The organism is Pseudomonas sp. S3_B11 (genome assembly GCF_054667715.1).
The window spans coordinates 1,975,759-1,994,203 of the sequence record NZ_CP162749.1; the positions used below are offsets into that span (position 1 = coordinate 1,975,759).

An 18,445-nucleotide genomic window follows, 5' to 3' on the forward strand; every position below is an offset into this window, starting at 1 on the left:
CTCATCGCGAGCAAGCTCGCTCCCACACGGGATCTGCGTCGCGCTGGAAATCCCTGTGGGAGCGAGCTTGCTCGCGATAAGGCCGGCTCGATCATCGAGAAACCCCACGCGTCGACCCACGCTCGATCAACCGCGCCGCAAAATCCAAGGTCCGCACTGGCCCTTTATCCCCACGCAAACGCTTGAGCAGACAGTCGAACGCACTGGCGCCGATCTCCGCTGTCGGTTGGGCCAGGGCCGTGATGCCGCTGCCCACCAAGGGGTACCAATCCAGATCGTCGAGGGCAATCAGGCCTACGTCGTCGAACAAGTGGCAACCGAGCTCGCGCAACACCGTCGTGGCGGCCAGCGCGGCAATGCCATTGGCACAGAACAGCGCCTTGGGGCCTTGCCCCGGTTGGGCCAGGAAAGCCTTGATGCGCGCGCTCAGTTGATCGCAGGTTTCCACCACGGCGCCGGTCAGGGCAGGGCGTCGCGCGATGCCGGTCTTGAAACTCTCGACTCGCTCGATTCGTGAGCTGGTGCCGTCGAACGGTTCGGTCACCAGCAACAGATCGCGGTAGCCCCGTTGTTCGAGGTGATCGAGGGCCGTCTCGACGGCCTTTGGGTTGTCGAGGCCGACCAGGTCGCTGTCGAGTTGATCGACCTTGCGATCCACCAACACCAGAGGCATTTCGCTGCGCAGTTCAAACAGTTCGTCACGGTGGTGACCCAGGGTGTTCACGATCAACCCTTCGATGTTGTAGGCGCGCAACAGCGCCAGGTGCTGGCGCTCCTGCTCGTCATCACGGTCGGTGTTGCACACCACCAGGCTGTAGCCATGGCGACGACAGGCGGTTTCCACGCCATGCATCACGGCAATCGAATAGGGGTTGCGGATATCGGCCACCAGCATGCCGATCAGGCGTGTGCGCCCGCGCTTGAGGCCGCGGGCCATCTGGTTCGGCCGGTAGCCCAGTTCGCTGATGGCTTGCTCGATACGCCGGGCAATGGCCTCGGAGAGCAGGGCGCGGTCCTCGCCAATGAAACGCGAGACACTGGCCTTGGAGACCCCGGCGCGTTCGGCGACATCAAGCATGGTCACGCGGCTGCGCTGGGCGGCGGAGAAAGAATTCACGGATTGAAACCTGCTTATTGGATTTATTAGCGGTTCTGAAACCGGTTTCAGGAAACATCAGAATCCATCCCTCCGTCAAGGGCGACGTGTCAGAGGCACGACCGACGGTGGTTCACTTCAGCCGGACAAGGGCGACGATCCAGGCAGGTCGGCAGGCCGAAGTAACAGAACAGGCCCTCCAGGGCGATTTGCAGCGCGTAAGGTCGTGTGGTTAGCTGCCTGCCTTCCCCAAGCCCTTTGACGATCGAAGCCTCCATGAACTTCTCCCAGCCTCGCGTGAGATTGCTGTCGATACTGAGCGTGACCTTGTTGGTGCTGGGTTGTGCGTCCTACACCCTGTTTCGCCACAGCGGCGCGCCGGTGGATGAAGGTTTCGCCGCCGAGCAACTGAACGAAGGGGGCATGGAAGACATCGGCACGCTGGCACTGCCCGAGGTGGAGAGACGCCTCAACTATTTGATTCAGGACACCGGTGAAACGCTCCGTTCCCTGGAGCTGATCAGTGACGCGCAATTGAGCCTGAGTATTGAGACGACCGAGCCTGCCGACGAGCGGCCGTTGCAGTACGAACCGCTGTTTGTCCCACTCACCAGTGCGCAACTGAAAGCTGAACTGGCCTCGATCCAGGGCCTGCGTTTTGCCCAGAGGCTATTCGCCGACGGTTCCGAAGTGAGGCTCGACACCAGCAGCCTTGATCCGCTCTGGAAGCGCGCCGCGACGCCGGATGAACCGGTGGCCGAGCAGTACCTGCCGCAGCGCCTGCGGTTTCGCGATGGCAGCGAAAAAACCTTCGCCGATCTCAAGGCGCCGCCCAAGGTCGAGTCCGACGACATGATCGCGTCCCATGACGCCTTCGCACTTGCGGTGAACAAGCCTCTGGCGAGTCTCGGCCTGACGGTCGCTTACCGCAGTTATCCGGCGTTCAGGAAAGTGGTCCTGGACAAGGATCACCCGAAGGTGACCCTGGACGATGGCCAGTCCTTCCAGCTCACCGCCCTGGGTGACGCCAGCGCCTCTGTGCGCCTGAGTACGCCGAAGATGTCGACCTTCGTGGTGCAGGGGCTGGACGACGCGGGCAAGGCGCTCTACAGCAACGGCAACAACTCCCGCGCGTTCCCCTCCGAAGGCGATATCGCGGCGTTGCACGACTATTACAAAGCGCTGCTGCAGACCAAGGACGATCTCAAGCAGCTCAAGACCGGCCAGGCGGTACAGCAGCAGTTGGAACGCCTGACCCAGGCGCTGGCCGCTCAGGTGGGGCCGTTGAAAAACACCGAGGTCGACTATCAATTCGAGGCCACCCCGCAACGTATCGTCATTCATGTGCTCGATCCGATGGAAGACAACAGCGTTGAGTTCACCCAGGTCGACAACGTCCTGGCGGAGCAGGCGCGTTACATCGCTCTGGACCGAAACGCCGAGCGCTACGGCTTCATCGACCAGGCCGGCCAGTGGTTGATCAAGCCCCGTTGGGTGCAGGTGCAAGACAGCCAGATGGCCGATACCTACACATTGTTTTCCCCGGAAAAGTCCAGCGACCCGGACTCGGACTGGCAGGCGTTGCGCAGCCAGCTCGCCTATTTTCCTGCCGGCAGCAACAAGCTCGTGGACCTGCCGTTCGAATACATCACCGAAACGTTGAGCAATGGCCTGCTGTTGGTGGAGCGGGAAACCAACGGACCTTATGGGCTCTACGATGCCAAGGGGCATCGTTTCGTATTGCCGATGAAATTCGTCAACCCCACCGTGACTGGCAACGTGTTCATCGCCCGTCTCGGCAAACGAACCGATGTCATGGAAGGCCTCTACGGCGCCTATACCCTGGACGGCAAGGAAATCCTGCCGGCGCAGTTCTCAGGCATCGAGCACAGCGAGGGTTTGCTCTACGCCAGTTCTGCCGACCGGAGTCGTCAGAACGTTTTCGACCTGGACGGTAAACGGCTCAACCTGCCGGGTGACAACGTGATAGGCCGGTTTGTCGGGCAGCAACCGCTGTTGGTGCAGGACGCTAAAAGCAGGAAGTTTGCTTTTATCAATCGCCAGGGGACGCGGCTGCCCATCAAGTTACCGTATGACGAGGTGGAACCGTTTTCCAACGGTATGGCGGTGGTCGCACGCGCCGGCAGCTATGGCGCCATCGACCTGGCGGGCATCTTGCGAGTCCCGCTGGAGTACAGCCAGCTCAACGCGTTCCAGACTCGGTACGCAGCGGCCATTCGGGCCGGTGGTGGTTCCTGGCTGGTCCTGATCAGTCAAGACAACAAACTGATCAAGGAGCTGGGGTCCTATGCCAGCCTGGAAGTGCCGGATAACGGCAATGAGGCCCGTTATTACGTGAGGGACCCGAAGGGTAGTGACGCGTACCTGGCCTATGACGCTGACGGCAATCTGGTGCAGAAAGACGAATAACAGCCGGTGCACGGATCCCTCGCCACGCAAGAGCAGTCGCCTTTGATCGTTCCTCACGCTCCGCGTGGGAATGCCGTCAGGGACGCTCCGCGTTCTGCTTCTGGAAGGTGACGCAGAGCGTCACGGGATGCATTCCCACGCAGAGCGTGGGAACGATCAACGCCGACAGGAATCAGAGCTGGCTTATATAGGTGCCCGTCCCCTTGAGGATGTTCTGCAACGTCAGTTCGACTTCCGCCAGGTCCGCCGCATCGGTGTCGTGGGTGATTTCCAGCACGTCGTCGCCGTTCAACGCATCGGCATCCGCCGCCGCAATCTCAATCAGCAAGCGGGTAGGGCTCAGCGTGACTTTCACGCCGTCCAGCGTCGAAGGCTCGCCATCCAGGGCAATCTCCAGTTCGTCTTCGTCGGGGTAGCGGGTCATCAGGAACATTTCGCCCTGGGCGCTGTGGCAGCAGAGCATGGCCATGTTGTCTTCTTCGTCGTCGCACGGATTGGCGATCAGCAGGGTGGTGGTCATTTGCATGGTGATGGCTCCTGGCTCGATGAGCCGAAAAAAGTGGATTCTGCCAGCCTGGAGGACTTTGCGCTGGATTACCGCAATCGGGCTGCGATTTCACACTGCCAGGTGCCGTTTCGCCCCTGGGCTGCTAGGGTTGTTCGATGAACTCGGGCCGGTTTAGCTTGCCGATGACCGAATATGTCGCAGCGCTGCAAGCAGGCACATTGTCGCACTCGTTAAGCTGCGCAACGGATGTGCACCTGCAAAGGCCATCCCGGAGTGGTTTTTGCAGGTGTCCATGACATGAAATTACATGGAAAAGGATGTGACCTGCGGGTCCTGTCCAGCTTCATCCACCTGTCATCCTGTTTCCTCTGCCCGAGAATCAGGAACGGGATGGCCGACAGCCCCGCAGGGGTTGCACGCGACGCTTCAATCAATAACAAGCCCAAGCGGAGTACCACAGATGGCGTTCTTCACCGCAGCCAGCAAAGCCGACTTCCAGCATCAACTGCAAGCGGCACTGGCGCAGCACATCAGTGAACAGGCACTGCCACAAGTGGCGCTGTTCGCTGAACAATTCTTCGGCATCATTTCCCTCGATGAACTTACCCAGCGCCGGTTGTCCGACCTTGCCGGCTGCACCCTGTCTGCCTGGCGCCTGCTTGAGCGCTTCGATCACACGCAACCGCAGGTGCGCGTCTACAACCCCGATTACGAACGCCACGGCTGGCAGTCGACCCACACGGCCGTGGAAGTGTTGCACCACGATCTGCCATTCCTGGTGGACTCGGTCCGCACCGAGCTGAACCGTCGCGGCTACAGCATCCATACCCTGCAAACCACCGTGCTGAGCGTGCGTCGCGGCAGCAAGGGCGAGTTGCTGGAAATCCTGCCAAAAGGCACCCAGGGCGACGGCATCCTGCAAGAGTCGTTGATGTACCTGGAGATCGACCGCTGCGCCAACGCCGCCGAACTCAACGTCCTGAGCAAGGAACTTGAGCAAGTGCTGGGCGAAGTGCGCGTGGCCGTGGCCGACTTCGAACCGATGAAAGCCAAGGTCCAGGAAATCCTCGACAGCCTGGACAGCAGCGCCTACGCCATCGACGCTGAGGAAAAGAGCGAGATCAAGAGTTTCCTGGAATGGCTGGTGGGCAACCACTTCACCTTCCTGGGCTACGAAGAGTTCGTGGTTCGCGATGAGGCCGATGGCGGCCACATCGAATACAACCCTGATTCGTTCCTCGGCCTGACCAAATTGCTGCGCGCCGGCCTGACCGCCGAAGACCTGCGCATCGAAGACTACGCCGTCAATTACCTGCGCGAACCGACGCTGCTGTCGTTCGCCAAGGCCGCGCACCCGAGCCGCGTACACCGTCCGGCCTACCCGGATTACGTGTCGATCCGTGAAATCGACGCCAACGGCAAGGTCATCAAGGAATGCCGCTTCATGGGCCTGTACACCTCTTCGGTGTATGGCGAGAGCGTGCGGGTCATCCCGTACATCCGCCGCAAGGTCGCGGAAATCGAGCGTCGCTCGGGCTTCCAGGCCAAGGCGCACCTGGGCAAGGAACTGGCCCAGGTGGTCGAAGTGCTGCCCCGTGACGACCTGTTCCAGACCCCGGTGGACGAGCTGTTCAGCACTGTCATGTCCATCGTGCAGATCCAGGAACGCAACAAGATCCGCGTGTTCCTGCGCAAAGACCCGTATGGCCGTTTCTGCTACTGCCTGGCCTACGTGCCACGTGACATCTACTCCACCGAAGTGCGCCAGAAGATCCAGCAAGTGCTGATGGATCGCCTGAAGGCCTCGGACTGCGAGTTCTGGACCTTCTTCTCCGAGTCCGTACTGGCCCGTGTACAACTGATCCTGCGGGTGGATCCGAAGAACCGTCTCGACATCGATCCGGTCTTGCTGGAAAAAGAAGTGGTCCAGGCCTGCCGCAGCTGGAAGGACGACTACGCCAGCCTGGTCGTCGAGAGCTTCGGCGAAGCCCAGGGCACCAACGTGCTGTCGGATTTCCCGAAAGGCTTCCCGGCCGGCTACCGCGAGCGTTTTGCCGCGCACTCGGCCGTGGTCGACATGCAGCACCTGTTGAGCCTGAGCGAAAAAAATCCGCTGGTCATGAGCTTCTACCAGCCGCTGGGCCAGGTCTCCGGCCAGCGTGAGCTGCACTGCAAGCTGTATCACGCCGATACGCCACTGGCGCTGTCCGACGTGCTGCCGATCCTGGAAAACCTCGGCCTGCGCGTGCTGGGCGAGTTCCCGTACCGTCTGCGCCACACCAATGGCCGCGAGTTCTGGATTCATGATTTCGCGTTCACCGCCGCCGAAGGCCTGGACCTGGATATCCAGCAACTCAACGACACCTTGCAGGACGCCTTCGTCCACATCGTGCGTGGCGATGCCGAGAACGATGCGTTCAACCGCCTGGTGCTGACCGCCGGCCTGCCATGGCGCGACGTGGCGCTGCTGCGTGCCTACGCCCGTTACCTGAAGCAGATCCGCCTGGGCTTCGACCTGGGTTACATCGCCAGCACCCTGAACAACCACACCGACATCGCTCGCGAGTTGACCCGGTTGTTCAAGACCCGCTTCTACCTGGCGCGCAAACTCAGTGGCGATGACCTGGAAGACAAGCAACTGCGCCTGGAACAAGCGATTCTCTCGGCCCTGGACGACGTCCAGGTGCTCAACGAAGACCGCATCCTGCGTCGCTACCTGGACCTGATCAAGGCCACCCTGCGGACCAACTTCTACCAGACCGACGCCAACGGCCAGAACAAGTCCTACTTCAGCTTCAAGTTCAACCCGCACCTGATCCCGGAACTGCCGAAACCGGTGCCCAAGTTCGAGATCTTCGTCTACTCGCCACGGGTCGAAGGCGTGCACCTGCGCTTCGGCAACGTTGCCCGCGGCGGCCTGCGCTGGTCCGACCGTGAAGAAGACTACCGCACCGAAGTGCTTGGCCTGGTAAAAGCCCAGCAAGTGAAGAACTCGGTGATCGTGCCGGTGGGCGCCAAGGGTGGTTTCCTGCCACGTCGCCTGCCGTTGGGCGGCAGCCGGGACGAGATCGCGGCCGAGGGCATCGCCTGCTACCGCATCTTCATCTCGGGCCTGTTGGACATCACCGACAACCTGAAGGACGGCGCACTGGTACCGCCGGCCAACGTCGTGCGTCATGACGACGATGACCCGTACCTGGTGGTGGCGGCGGACAAGGGCACTGCGACCTTCTCCGACATCGCCAACGGCATCGCCATCGACTATGGCTTCTGGCTGGGCGATGCGTTCGCCTCCGGCGGTTCGGCTGGCTACGACCACAAGAAAATGGGCATCACCGCCAAGGGCGCGTGGGTCGGCGTGCAGCGCCACTTCCGCGAGCGCGGCATCAATGTCCAGGAAGACAGCATCACTGTGGTGGGCGTCGGCGACATGGCCGGCGACGTGTTCGGCAACGGCTTGTTGATGTCCGACAAGCTGCAACTGGTCGCGGCCTTCAACCACCTGCACATCTTCATCGACCCGAACCCGGAGCCTGCCAGCAGCTTTGCCGAGCGCAAGCGCCTGTTCGACCTGCCGCGTTCGGCCTGGAGCGACTACGACACCAGCATCATGTCCGAAGGCGGCGGTATCTTCTCGCGCAGCGCGAAGAGCATCGCCATCTCGCCACAGATGAAAGAACGCTTCGACATCAAGGCTGACAAGCTGACCCCGACCGAGCTGCTCAACGCCTTGCTCAAGGCGCCGGTGGACCTGTTGTGGAACGGCGGTATCGGCACCTACGTCAAGGCCAGCACTGAAAGCCACGCCGATGTCGGCGACAAGGCCAACGATGCTCTGCGCGTGAATGGCAACGAACTGCGCTGCAAGGTCGTGGGCGAGGGCGGCAACCTGGGCATGACCCAACTGGGTCGCGTCGAGTTCGGCCTCAATGGCGGCGGTTCCAACACCGACTTCATCGACAACGCGGGCGGTGTGGACTGCTCCGACCACGAAGTGAACATCAAGATTCTGCTCAACGAAGTGGTGCAGGCCGGCGACATGACCGACAAGCAACGCAACCAGTTGCTGGCGAGCATGACCGACGAAGTCGGTAGCCTGGTGTTGGGCAACAACTACAAGCAGACCCAGGCCCTGTCCCTGGCGGCGCGCCGTGCCTTCGTGCGGATCGCCGAATACAAGCGTCTGATGAACGATCTGGAAGGCCGCGGCAAGCTGGATCGCGCCATCGAGTTCCTGCCGTCTGAAGAGGCGATCAACGAGCGTGTCGCGGCGGGCCATGGCCTGACCCGTGCCGAACTGTCGGTGTTGATTTCCTACAGCAAGATCGACCTCAAGGAAGCGCTGCTCAACTCCCTGGTACCGGACGACGATTACCTGACCCGTGACATGGAGACGGCTTTCCCGCCGACGCTGGTGAACCAGTTCTCCGAGGCCATGCGTCGCCATCGCCTCAAGCGCGAGATCGTCAGCACCCAGATCGCCAACGACCTGGTCAACCACATGGGCATCACCTTCGTTCAGCGGCTCAAGGAGTCTACGGGCATGAGCCCGGCGAACGTTGCGGGTGCTTATGTCATCGTTCGGGATATCTTCCACCTCCCGCACTGGTTCCGTCAGATCGAGGCCCTGGACCACCAGGTCTCGGCCGACGTGCAACTGGAGCTGATGGACGAACTGATGCGCCTGGGTCGTCGCGCCACGCGCTGGTTCCTGCGCAGCCGCCGCAACGAGCAGAACGCTGCCCGTGACGTCGCGCATTTCGGCCCGCACCTGGCAGCGTTGGGCCTCAAGCTCGACGAACTGCTGGAAGGTCCGACCCGCGAAGGCTGGCAGACCCGCTACCAGGCCTATGTGGCCGCCGGTGTGCCGGAGTTGCTGGCGCGTATGGTTGCCGGCACCACGCACCTGTACACCTTGTTGCCGATCATCGAGGCGTCCGACGTCACCGGCCAGAACGCTGCCGATGTGGCCAAGGCCTACTTCGCCGTGGGCAGCGCCCTGGACATCACCTGGTACCTGCAACAGATCAGCGCACTGCCGGTGGAAAACAACTGGCAGGCACTGGCCCGTGAAGCGTTCCGCGATGACATCGACTGGCAGCAACGGGCGATCACCATCTCGGTCCTGCAGGACGGCGACGCGACCCAGGATGTGGAAACGCGCCTGGCGATGTGGCTTGAGCAGCATCACGAAATGGTCGAGCGCTGGCGCGCCATGCTGGTGGACATCCGTGCCGCCAGCGGCACCGACTACGCCATGTACGCGGTCGCCAACCGCGAACTGCTGGACCTGGCGTTGAGTGGTCAGGCGGTCGTGACGGCCAACTGATCCGGCGTTGAATGAAAAAGCCCCGCATTGAGAGATGCGGGGCTTTTTTTTATATTCGCTGTGAGTCCCTGTGGGAGCGAGCTTGCTCGCGATGGCGGTGTATCAGTCACGTTCAATGTCGCTGACCCACCGCTATCGCGAGCAAGCTCGCTCCCACAGGGGGACAGCTGTGCTGTGGCTGTTAGTTTTTCAGCGGTATCAACACCGCTTCATCCTCACCCATCACCATGAACACCAGCAGTTTCGCCGGCTGGCTCGTGCTGGCGTTTCTCGAGACCAGGTGCTCGGACCCCGCTGCTTCATACCAGAACTCTCCAGTCTTGTAGGTCTTCGCCGGCTCACCCTTGACCTGGGAAGTGATGGCGCCTTCCAGTACGTAGGCCATGGCCGTGCCCTCATGCTTATGGGCAATGGACGCTTGGCCGGGGGCATAGTCGACGGTCAGCATCATGGTTTTTTTACCTGGAGCGTTTTTCAGCAATTGCTCCTGCAGCACCGTGACCTTCTCCGAAGGCGCGGCTTCGTGGGCGTAGGTCTGGGTAATGGGCAGCAGGCCGAGGGCGGCGATCAGACAGAGTGTTTTCATGAAGGTATGACCCATGTGGTTTCGAGTGATTTCGCGCTGTCGCGGCGATGGATTCACCCTAAGCCCCACGGAGGGGCAAGCAAACGTCCAATCTTTCGGAAGGTGGGTAGACCAATACCGCGATCCACCCAATTTGAAAGCTACCCCCTGTAGGAGCTGCCGAAGGCTGCGATCTTTGGCTCTTGATCTTTGGCTTGGGATTTAATTGGATTGGACAAGATCGCAGCCTCGTTGCACTCGGCTGCTCCTACAGACGCGGAGTGTCAGCTATTGAAGTCGACGCTGCGCGCCAGGCGGTTGTCGATCAGGCTGATGAAGCCTTGCACTTCCGGGCAGTTGAAGTGGGCTTGCATGGCCGCTTCCGACTGCCAGCGGGCACTGACGCTCCAGCGGTCGCCATCGTCCGGGCAACGGTCGACCAGGTAGGCATCGCAGCCCGGCTGCGTACGCAGGGTCTCGACGATTTGCTGCAATTGCCGGCCCAGTTCTTCCGAGCGACCGGCGGCGGCTTGCACCTGTACGGTATTGATCACTTGGCGAGACATTGTTCAGGCTCCTGAATCAAGTCGCAGGGGGTTGTTCAACATCAATGACACCCATGCAGGATAGGCCCGCCGGGGCAAGGCTCAAACAGCCAATGGGCGGATAAATGCCCAGTCCAATCCCTCAGGCCACTTGCTGCAGAATGTCGCGCAAGCGGTCCAGGGCTATGTCGATGTCCAGGGTTTCGATCGCGCCGAAACCAAAGAACAGGCCCGGCCGCACAGGGGCCTCGTTGAAAAAACCATCAAGGCTGTAGAGCCCGACTTCGGCTTTTTTCGCCAGTTCGATCACCAGCGCCAGGTCCATCGGAACCTTGCACAACACCGCCATATGAAAGCCCGCGGTGGTGGGCACGGCCTCGAACCAGGGCGATAAGTCCCCGCCCATGCGAGCCAGGATTCGCTCGCGGCGACCGGCATACAGGGTGTGGCAGCGGCGGATATGCTTGAGCAGGCAACCCTCGGCGATGAACTTCGCCAGCGCCCACTGGGGCAGGGTGGAGGTGTGCTGGTCGGTGAGGCGCTTGGCCAGGATTACCGCTTCAAGAATCGCCGGCGGCAGGATCGCATAGCCCAGGCGCAACTCCGGCAACAAGGTCTTGGAGAAGGTGCCGACGTACGCCACGATCCCGCGCTCGTCCAGGCTCTGCAACGAATCGGCGGGCCGGCCTTCGTAGCGGAATTCGCTGTCGTAGTCGTCTTCGATGATGATCGCCCCCAGCTCATAGGCCCGCGCCAGCAGGGCCTCGCGGCGGGCCTGGCTCATGGGCATGCCCAGGGGAAACTGGTGGGAGGGCGTCACATAAATCAACCGCGTGCCGTCGGGGATCAGGTCGACCCGCATGCCTTGCTCGTCCACCGGCACTCCGACCACCGTGGCGCCCTGGGAGCCGAACAGCAAGCGCGCCGGCGGGTAGCCCGGATCTTCCATGGCCACCAGGCTGCCGGGCCGGGTCAACACCCGCGAGATCAGGTCCAGGGCTTGCTGTGCGCCGTTGCACACCACCACGTCTTCATCCTGGCAATTGACCCCGCGGGAAAACGCGATGTGCCGGGCAATGGCATTGCGCAGCGACGGCAGGCCTTCGGGCTGGCTGTAGAAGCCCTTGGCGCTGGCGATCTGGCGCAGCGCATGGGCCGTGCAGCGCCGCCAGTCGTCCAGCGGAAACTGGCCCTTGCCCGTGGCGCCGCCGATGAAGTCGTAGCGCAACGCGCCTTCGAGGGTGGGATGGCGCATCAGGTCGGGCATGGTGCGCCAGGCTTCGACGACGTCGGCGCCGGCCAGTTCGCGGTGGCTCTGTTTGCGCACGATCCTGGCCGGCCGTGCGTTGACGTAGGTGCCTTTGCCGATGATGCCGGTGAGCAGGTTTTCGTAGGTCAGTTGAGCGTAGGTGTCGGAGACGGTCTTGCGCGAGACTCCCAGTTGTTCGGCCAGCAGGCGGCTGGGCGGCAGTTGCGTGCCGGCCGCCAGGCGACCGCTTTCGATGGCGCTGCGCAATTGTTGATACAACTGGCCCGACAGGTCCTTGCGGCCGTTGATGACAACATGAAGTTCCATACCCGCAAGCTCCTGGGCGATTGTTTGGCCGCCGGCGTCAAAGGCGCAAGATTACCCGCATTGTGCGACTGCATAGAAGTTGCGTGGGGAAAATCCCGCCTATTGGACTTGCCTCCGGGTTTTTCGACAAATTGGACCTGTCATTGGCCGGTCCCAGGGCCTAGCGTGAAGGTCTCGAATACCACGGAGCCCGCCATGAGCCCGCGTCTGGATTACTACACTGCATCGCCTGGGGCGATGAAAGCCATGATCGGCCTGGAAGCCCTGACCAGTCGCCTGAGTATCGAACCGGCGCTGCTGCATCTGATCAAGATCCGCGCTTCACAACTCAATGGCTGTGCCTTCTGCACCGACATGCATTCGGTGGAGGCGCGACGCCAGGGCGAGACCGAGCGGCGGCTCTACGCGGTGGCAGTGTGGCGCGACAGCGGTTTTTTCACTGCCCGCGAACGCGCCGCCCTGGCCTGGACCGAGGCGGTGACGCTATTGGCTGAAAGCCAGGTGCCGGACGACGTCTATGCCCAGGCCCGGGCCTGCTTCAGCGAGGAGGAACTGGTGGACCTGACCCTGGCGATCAGCACCATCAACAGCTGGAACCGGCTGGCGGTGAGTTTTCGCCAGAGTCCGGGTGGCTGATCCGCGAGAGCCAACTGTGGGAGCAAGGCTTGCCCGCGATGAACGATGATGAGGTGAATCTGGCGGACCGTGGCGCCTGGATCGCGAGCAAGCTTTGCTCCCACAGAGCAGGTCTGTCGTTTGCCTCTATTTATTTCCGTTGGGCAGCAGCGAATTGCTGGTCGGAACCGGCGGCCGCTGGGGCTTGACCGACGTGCCAAACGTATTGCCCATGCGCACGCCAGTGGCCGCCGGGGTTGCCAGGCCGATGCTGTTCGGTGCGCGTTCGTTGACCGGCACATTCATGGCATCCTGGGCCCGTTGCGCAGCTGTTGCAGCCTGCGGGTCGTTGCCCATCTGCCGGCTCAGGCAGTTGTAGTCGGGGGTCTTGTAGCCACCGACGGTCACCTCGATACACGCCGGGGCTTCTTCGCCCTGGGCCCACGGCAGGGCCAGGAGCAGCCCGACACCGGCCATCATTTTCGTCCACTGTTTCATCATCGACCTCCTGCCCGTCACACCCGACGGTTCGTTGTCTGGGCATCAGTCTAGTGCGGCCCGGAGGATTTGTATCAGATGTCATACGACATTCATAAACACCCCTCAGGATGACGGTTTTCAACGGATACGTCAGTCGTGCAGCAGGGCAGAGCCGGGGGCGGACGCGGGCGTGGATTGACCAGGGCGCCCTTGCGGTGGCTGATGGTGTTGCTGTGTCTGCTGGCCGGGCCGATCCAGGCGGTCGGCCTGGTGGACCTGGACATCGCGCCCCAGGAACTGACCACGGCGCTGGAGCAGTTCAGCCGGGCGACGGGCATGGCGGTGCTGGTGGACCACCAGTTGTCGAGCCAGCGTCATACGCTGGGTGTCCAGGGGCAGTTCACACCCTCCGAAGGGTTGAGGGTGTTGCTCAGCGGCACCGGGCTGGCGGCGCACTATGCCCGGGAGGATGCGTTCACGTTGCAGCCGGTGCAGGTCCGCGAGGTACCGCTGCCTCCCGGCGTCACCCCAGGCTTGAGTGACAGCAACTACGCGGCAGCGATCCAGACGGTCATCCAGCGCAATTTGTGTCGTTCACCGTTGACCCGCCCAGGCAGTTTCCGGGCGGTGCTGCAAGTGTGGATCGGCCGGGACGGCGTGGTCCAGCACAGCCGCCTGGTCAGTTCCACGGGCGACCTGATGCGGGACAAGGCCTTGGTCAACAGTTTGCAAAACCTCAGGATCGACCGTCCGGCGCCCAGCTCGTTGCGCCAGCCGGTGACCCTGCTTTTGTTACCCGACTCATCAGGAAGAAGCATGGAATGCATAGCAGGGGAAGGGGTGTCCGGGCGATGAAAGACTCCGGTCGCAGCCCGTTGGTGAAGTTGTTCCTCACCTCGTATGAGGATTTCAAGGTGCGCCTGCGCAGGCGCCTGGGGTCCGAGGAACTGGCCAACGACGTGCTGCATGAAACCTACCTGCGGGTCGATCGAATGATCGATACGCAGGAGATTGCCCAGCCCAACGCTTATTTATATCGCATGGCCCTGAACATCGCCGCCGACCGTCGACAGGCCGATGCGCGCCTGCTCACCGGCGATGAAATCGAGGAATTGCTGCAGGTCTCGGATGAAGCGCTGGATCCGGCCCGTGTGGTGGGTGGGCAGAAGGAGCTGCAGACCCTGCTCAAGGCCTTGTACGAACTGCCGGCGCGCCGTCGCAGGATTTTCATCGCCGCACGCCTGGAGGAAGCGCCGCACCTGGAAATCTCCCAGCGCTTCGGTATTTCCACGCGCATGGTGGAGAAGGAAATCAAGGCTGCGTTGGGGCACTGCGCCCAGCGCCTGGAAAGAAAAGTCATTCAGCGGTTCGGTCCCGGCGCGGGAAAACCGTCTTGAGAGTAGAGACCCGACCCTTTCGTGAGTGTGTGTGCGCTTGAACATCTTCAGCATCACTTCCCCTGACGCCACGCCCCAGGCCCGATTGGCCAGCGAGGCCCGAGACTGGCTGATCCTGCTGACCTCGGGGCGCGCCACCGTGGCCGATGCCCGGGCCTTGCGCCTGTGGTGCGGGCAAAGCCCCGAACATGCCCGGGCCTTCGAACAGGCCAAGGCGCTGTGGCAGGGGCTACAACCTGCCGCCGCCGCAGTGCAGGCGCCCCGACATTTCGGCCGTCGGGCGTTGTTGGGTGGCGCCATTGCGGCGTCGGCGGCTTTCCTGTTGATCCGCGCCACGGTGCCCGGTGGTGTTTCCGGGCTGGGAGCCGACTACGTTACCGACGTCGGCGAACAGCGCCGGGTGGAACTGGCCGAGGGCGTCAGCCTGGAACTCAATACCCAGACCCGCCTCAGCCGCCGCGTGCTGGCCGATGGCGGACAAGGACTGGAATTGCTCAGCGGTGAGATTGAAGTGCAGGGGCGCAGTGCCCAGGCAGTCAGCGTCCAGGCCGGCGCCGGCTGGATCAGCGCCGCCCGGGCACGCTTCAACATTCGCTACACCGACCAGAGCGTCTGCGCGACTTGCCTGGAGGGTGTGGTGCAGGTCGAGGTACAAGGCCAGCGGTTTCGCCTGGAGCCGGGCATGCAACTGACTTACGACCCTGGTCGGGTGGGCGCTCCCAAGCGTGCCGATGTGTCGGCAGCCATCGCCTGGCGTGAGCAGGTCCTGGTGTTCAACGACGCGACCCTGGCCAGCGTCATCGATGAAATCAACCGCTACCGTCCCGGCATGTTGCTGCTGCTCAACCGCGAACTGGGCCAGCGCAAGGTCCAGGCGCGGTTTCGCCTGGACCAACTGGCGGGCGTGGCGCTGTTGATCCGCGATGCCTACGGCGCCAAATGCACTGAATTGCCGGGTGGGGTGGTGGTGCTGAGCTGAGGCCAGTGGCGTCTGGGCAGGCCTCATCGCGAGCAAGCTCGCTCCCACAAAGGCCCGGTGCTTGGCCCAAATCTAGAATTCACCCAATACCCCTGTGGGAGCGAGCTTGCTCGCGATGAGGTCGGCACATTCGACATCGCCCTCAACAGACCCACCGCTATCGCGAGCAAGCTCGCTCCCACAATGTGTGCCAAGCCTTGAAGGTCACCCGATAATCTGGGGGAGCTATTCCAATGGCCCCAGCACCTGTCGATATTTCTCTATGCCCTGAGGCGTCTGCCGGGTCAGGCTGATTTCGATGCCCATCGGGTTTTCCTGGCGGTTGCCGCTGAGCTTGCGCCAGCCTTTTTCCTTGTCCCAGTACCGCAGTCCGGCGTCGCTGACGTCACTGAGCACCGCCACGCCCGGGCCGGGCGCGGGCAGTGGGTAGCGATTGCGGGCCTGGCCTTGGGCGCGGTAAAGCGTGTCGCCCTTGAGCCACCAGCGCACCCGTTGCAACTCGCCCTCCTGGGTCGCCGCCACGCGGATCACATCCAGGCGAAACCCCCTGCCATCGGTGCTGCGCACGGTGAGGGCGGGCGGGGCGGTCGAGGGCGGGTCGTCGACGCCGGGTTTTACCGGTTCACTCAGCTCGATGCTGGCGCGCAGGGCCACGTCGCGCTCCAGTTGGTTCAATACCCGCAACAAGGCTTCGGTCTGTTCGGTACTGGTCTGCAAATGGCTGTCGGCACGGGTCACGCTGTCCAGCCCGCGCCAGGCGATCAGGCTGACCACCGCCATCAGCAGGATCGCCACCATCACTTCCAGCAAGGTGAAGCCGGTCTGCCGGGCGCTCATTGGAGTTGCACCCGCCCGGCGGCACTGCGTTGCACCGTGAGACTGTTCAGGCCGTCCGATAAGCGGATCTGCAAGGGCTCGCCGAGCCATTCGGCATTGAGCACGACCCGCTGCCTGGGTTCCACGCGAACCTCCATCGACGGGCTCTGCCAACGACGGGAATGCAATTGCGGGTCGTCCTTGAAGCGATCCAGCCCCACGCCTTGATCGGCGCGACGACTGAAGCCGAACCCCTTGGCATCCCAGCGCCAGGTAATCGGCCGTCCGTCAGTGCGGGCTTCGGTCTGGGCCAGTTGCAACAGTTGCACCAGTCGCTCGCCATCCTGGCGCAGCAACTTCAACGGATCCGGCTTGATGCTCAGGCTCACGGCGGCGCTGGCAATGCCGATGATCACCAGCACCACCATCAATTCGATCAGGGTGAAACCGCGTTGCTTGCCGAGGTTCATGCGCGCTCCTTTGCGTGAAAGCCATCCTGCACGGTGAAGATGATAAGGATGTGAAATAAAACGGAGAGAATTGACGCGTACGCTGGACGCTGGAACCAAAAAAAGGAGATTCAGGCCATGACGTTCATAGAGCGTGTGTCCCCGGCGCAAATCGTCCAGGCCGTGGGCCTGTTGGCGGCGTTGGCCGGGGTGGCGACCTGGTCTTCGCTGCTGCTCACATCGGCCGAGTCGCGCACGCCGGATGTCGCCCCGCAACGCATGGCCGAGCGTTCCGATAACCCGGCGCTGCAATGGTTCTCCAACCAGCCGGCAGCAGTGGACATCAAGGTCAGCGGCGTGATGGCCGGCACTCGCACGCCCGTGGCGATCCTCAGTCTCAACGACGGACCGCCGCGCAGTTTCCTGGTGGGTGAACGGGTGGCCCAAGGGGTACGGTTGGTGGCGATCGAGGCGCAGGCGGTGGTCATCGAGCGCGGCAATGAGCAGACCCGGCTGGTCCTGGCTCGGTTGCCGGATTCGGTGAGTCTGCCTTCTCTGTGGGAGCAAGGCTTGCCCGCGATGAAGACGACGCAGTCTCCGAGGAAATGAGGCGCCTGCATCGCGGGCAAGCCTTGCTCCCACAGATAAACCCCTCGCCACAGGAGATGTGTCAGCCCACACCACTCAAGGCTTTTCCCGGCTGACCAACGTCTCCAACCGAGCCAACGGCGGTGCTTCGCGACTGCGGTCCGACACGCTCAGTTCGACCCGCAGCAGCCTACCGTTTTCCGCCGGGCGCAAGTTCTGTTCGCAACGCAACAGCAATCGCCCCTGATCGCATTCGAACACTTTCGAGCCCTGGGCAAAACGGCCTTCCAGACGCAACTGCGCCAGTTGGCTACGGGCGGCCAGCAGGGCGATGGATTTGTCGCGCAGCAGGCCGTTGCTCTGGGTCATCACCGCAGCCACGCGCACCGCGGCCGACATGGCCACGGCGATGATCGCCAGGGCCACCAGCACTTCGATCAGGGTGAAGCCGGCTTGCGGCGCAGGGCGTGACATGGCGCGGGCTCGGGGGCGAGGGCAGCCTTCAAGGCTAGCCGCCGTTCATGACCAATTGACGACGCAAGCTCCAGAGCAATTTCAATATCACTGACATATTTTCTTGCAACACTGCGCCTCGAATCGAATCCAGCGAAGGACCGTCGAGATGCAGATTGCCCGTTACAAAGCCCGTTTCCCAGGCCCTCGCGGGCAGTCGGGTTTCACCCTGATCGAAATCATGGTCGTGGTGGTGATCCTCGGCATCCTGGCGGCGATGGTGGTGCCCAAGGTACTCGACCGCCCTGACCAGGCGCGGGCAACGGCGGCGAAACAGGACATTGGCGGCCTGATGCAAGCCCTGAAGCTGTATCGCCTGGACCACGGCAGTTACCCGAGCATGAACCAGGGCCTCAAAGTGCTGGTGGAAAAGCCGGCCGATGCGAAAAACAGCACCTGGCGCTCTTATCTGGAGCGCCTGCCCAACGACCCATGGGGCCGTCCATATAACTACCTCAACCCGGGTGCCAACGGCGAAGTCGATATCTTTTCCCTGGGGGCCGACGGTCAGCCTGACGGCGACGGCGTGAATGCCGACATTGGCTCCTGGCAGTTGTAA

At 62.4% G+C, this 18,445-nt stretch carries 17 protein-coding genes; 8 read left to right on the forward strand and 9 right to left on the reverse strand.

The genetic code is table 11. From position 1 onward, the window contains the following. Positions 1-91: 91 nt before the first annotated feature. Positions 92-1,117: a LacI family DNA-binding transcriptional regulator gene (locus AB4O22_RS09195; RefSeq protein WP_460096157.1), complete on the reverse strand. Its 1,026-nt coding sequence runs from the start codon at positions 1,115-1,117 to the stop codon at positions 92-94. 255 nt (positions 1,118-1,372) lie between these two features. Between AB4O22_RS09195 and AB4O22_RS09200 the strand changes: the two genes are divergently transcribed. Continuing rightward, complete coding sequence (locus AB4O22_RS09200) at positions 1,373-3,526, forward strand: WG repeat-containing protein (RefSeq protein WP_460096158.1); 2,154 nt, start codon at positions 1,373-1,375, stop codon at positions 3,524-3,526. Positions 3,527-3,698: 172 nt separating this feature from the next. Here AB4O22_RS09200 and AB4O22_RS09205 read toward each other — a convergent pair whose 3' ends face one another. Continuing rightward, entirely contained in the window at positions 3,699-4,052 is a 354-nt protein-coding gene (locus tag AB4O22_RS09205) for a hypothetical protein (protein WP_003202641.1), read from the reverse strand. Positions 4,053-4,494: 442 nt separating this feature from the next. Here AB4O22_RS09205 and AB4O22_RS09210 point away from each other — a divergent pair, with 442 nt between their 5' ends. Next, entirely contained in the window at positions 4,495-9,363 is a 4,869-nt protein-coding gene (locus AB4O22_RS09210; protein WP_013693547.1) for an NAD-glutamate dehydrogenase, read from the forward strand. Positions 9,364-9,544: 181 nt separating this feature from the next. Here AB4O22_RS09210 and AB4O22_RS09215 read toward each other — a convergent pair whose 3' ends face one another. The 3 genes from AB4O22_RS09215 to pdxR all read right to left on the reverse strand — a co-directional run bounded on the left by AB4O22_RS09215 (position 9,545) and on the right by pdxR (position 12,049). Further along, positions 9,545-9,949 (reverse strand): cupin domain-containing protein, encoded by a 405-nt coding sequence (locus AB4O22_RS09215; RefSeq protein WP_003202636.1) that lies wholly within the window; start codon positions 9,947-9,949, stop codon positions 9,545-9,547. 263 nt (positions 9,950-10,212) lie between these two features. Next, positions 10,213-10,494, reverse strand: coding sequence for an antibiotic biosynthesis monooxygenase family protein (locus AB4O22_RS09220; RefSeq protein WP_013693545.1), 282 nt, complete (start codon positions 10,492-10,494; stop codon positions 10,213-10,215). Between the two features lie 121 nt (positions 10,495-10,615). Continuing rightward, entirely contained in the window at positions 10,616-12,049 is a 1,434-nt protein-coding gene (pdxR, locus tag AB4O22_RS09225) for a MocR-like pyridoxine biosynthesis transcription factor PdxR (protein WP_003202633.1), read from the reverse strand. Between the two features lie 195 nt (positions 12,050-12,244). On the opposite strand from pdxR, the gene AB4O22_RS09230 reads away from it, so the two are divergent. Next, a complete protein-coding gene (locus tag AB4O22_RS09230; RefSeq protein ID WP_003202631.1) occupies positions 12,245-12,685 on the forward strand; it encodes a carboxymuconolactone decarboxylase family protein in 441 nt (146 codons plus the stop codon). Between the two features lie 126 nt (positions 12,686-12,811). Here the strand turns inward: AB4O22_RS09230 and AB4O22_RS09235 are convergent, their stop codons facing one another. Next, a complete protein-coding gene (locus AB4O22_RS09235) occupies positions 12,812-13,165 on the reverse strand; it encodes a hypothetical protein (protein ID WP_003202629.1) in 354 nt (117 codons plus the stop codon). A 201-nt stretch (positions 13,166-13,366) separates the two neighbouring features. Here AB4O22_RS09235 and AB4O22_RS09240 point away from each other — a divergent pair, with 201 nt between their 5' ends. Genes AB4O22_RS09240 through AB4O22_RS09250 form a run of 3 tightly spaced genes read left to right on the forward strand, consistent with a single transcriptional unit; the run spans position 13,367 to position 15,520 of the window. Next, complete coding sequence (locus AB4O22_RS09240; RefSeq protein WP_003202627.1) at positions 13,367-13,999, forward strand: secretin and TonB N-terminal domain-containing protein; 633 nt, start codon at positions 13,367-13,369, stop codon at positions 13,997-13,999. Next, positions 13,996-14,541 (forward strand): sigma-70 family RNA polymerase sigma factor, encoded by a 546-nt coding sequence (locus AB4O22_RS09245; RefSeq protein WP_013693543.1) that lies wholly within the window; start codon positions 13,996-13,998, stop codon positions 14,539-14,541. The genes AB4O22_RS09240 and AB4O22_RS09245 overlap by 4 nt, the downstream gene beginning before the upstream one ends. 37 nt (positions 14,542-14,578) lie before the next feature. After that, positions 14,579-15,520 (forward strand): FecR family protein, encoded by a 942-nt coding sequence (locus AB4O22_RS09250; RefSeq protein ID WP_460097802.1) that lies wholly within the window; start codon positions 14,579-14,581, stop codon positions 15,518-15,520. 225 nt (positions 15,521-15,745) lie between these two features. Here the strand turns inward: AB4O22_RS09250 and AB4O22_RS09255 are convergent, their stop codons facing one another. Then, positions 15,746-16,357 carry a PulJ/GspJ family protein gene (locus AB4O22_RS09255; RefSeq protein ID WP_053162858.1) on the reverse strand — a complete coding sequence of 204 codons (612 nt, stop codon included), beginning with the start codon at positions 16,355-16,357 and terminating at the stop codon, positions 15,746-15,748. Continuing rightward, positions 16,354-16,806, reverse strand: coding sequence for a type II secretion system minor pseudopilin GspH (gene gspH / locus AB4O22_RS09260; RefSeq protein ID WP_003202620.1), 453 nt, complete (start codon positions 16,804-16,806; stop codon positions 16,354-16,356). Before gspH ends, AB4O22_RS09255 begins: the two co-directional genes overlap by 4 nt. Before the next feature lie 117 nt (positions 16,807-16,923). Here gspH and AB4O22_RS09265 point away from each other — a divergent pair, with 117 nt between their 5' ends. After that, positions 16,924-17,394 carry a type II secretion system protein N gene (locus tag AB4O22_RS09265; protein ID WP_003202618.1) on the forward strand — a complete coding sequence of 157 codons (471 nt, stop codon included), beginning with the start codon at positions 16,924-16,926 and terminating at the stop codon, positions 17,392-17,394. A 75-nt stretch (positions 17,395-17,469) separates the two neighbouring features. On the opposite strand, the gene gspI is transcribed toward AB4O22_RS09265, so the two are convergent. Continuing rightward, complete coding sequence (gene gspI, locus AB4O22_RS09270) at positions 17,470-17,847, reverse strand: type II secretion system minor pseudopilin GspI (RefSeq protein ID WP_003202616.1); 378 nt, start codon at positions 17,845-17,847, stop codon at positions 17,470-17,472. A gap of 148 nt (positions 17,848-17,995) precedes the next feature. On the opposite strand from gspI, the gene gspG reads away from it, so the two are divergent. Next, positions 17,996-18,445 (forward strand): type II secretion system major pseudopilin GspG, encoded by a 450-nt coding sequence (gene gspG, locus AB4O22_RS09275; RefSeq protein WP_003202615.1) that lies wholly within the window; start codon positions 17,996-17,998, stop codon positions 18,443-18,445.

Excerpts from the sequence above, each read along its gene's own strand:
- gspH (WP_003202620.1), bottom strand. The coding sequence starts at position 16,806 with ATGAACCTCGGCAAGCAACGCGGTTTCACCCTGATCGAATTGATGGTG.
- AB4O22_RS09255 (WP_053162858.1), bottom strand. The coding sequence starts at position 16,357 with ATGAGCGCCCGGCAGACCGGCTTCACCTTGCTGGAAGTGATGGTGGCG.
- AB4O22_RS09240 (WP_003202627.1), top strand. The coding sequence starts at position 13,367 with ATGGTGTTGCTGTGTCTGCTGGCCGGGCCGATCCAGGCGGTCGGCCTG.
- AB4O22_RS09205 (WP_003202641.1), bottom strand. The coding sequence starts at position 4,052 with ATGCAAATGACCACCACCCTGCTGATCGCCAATCCGTGCGACGACGAA.
- AB4O22_RS09215 (WP_003202636.1), bottom strand. The coding sequence starts at position 9,949 with ATGAAAACACTCTGTCTGATCGCCGCCCTCGGCCTGCTGCCCATTACC.
- AB4O22_RS09235 (WP_003202629.1), bottom strand. The coding sequence starts at position 13,165 with ATGATGAAACAGTGGACGAAAATGATGGCCGGTGTCGGGCTGCTCCTG.
- AB4O22_RS09245 (WP_013693543.1), top strand. The coding sequence starts at position 13,996 with ATGAAAGACTCCGGTCGCAGCCCGTTGGTGAAGTTGTTCCTCACCTCG.
- AB4O22_RS09220 (WP_013693545.1), bottom strand. The coding sequence starts at position 10,494 with ATGTCTCGCCAAGTGATCAATACCGTACAGGTGCAAGCCGCCGCCGGT.
- AB4O22_RS09230 (WP_003202631.1), top strand. The coding sequence starts at position 12,245 with ATGAGCCCGCGTCTGGATTACTACACTGCATCGCCTGGGGCGATGAAA.
- gspG (WP_003202615.1), top strand. The coding sequence starts at position 17,996 with ATGCAGATTGCCCGTTACAAAGCCCGTTTCCCAGGCCCTCGCGGGCAG.
- gspI (WP_003202616.1), bottom strand. The coding sequence starts at position 17,847 with ATGTCACGCCCTGCGCCGCAAGCCGGCTTCACCCTGATCGAAGTGCTG.
- pdxR (WP_003202633.1), bottom strand. The coding sequence starts at position 12,049 with ATGGAACTTCATGTTGTCATCAACGGCCGCAAGGACCTGTCGGGCCAG.
- AB4O22_RS09265 (WP_003202618.1), top strand. The coding sequence starts at position 16,924 with ATGACGTTCATAGAGCGTGTGTCCCCGGCGCAAATCGTCCAGGCCGTG.
- AB4O22_RS09210 (WP_013693547.1), top strand. The coding sequence starts at position 4,495 with ATGGCGTTCTTCACCGCAGCCAGCAAAGCCGACTTCCAGCATCAACTG.
- AB4O22_RS09200 (WP_460096158.1), top strand. The coding sequence starts at position 1,373 with ATGAACTTCTCCCAGCCTCGCGTGAGATTGCTGTCGATACTGAGCGTG.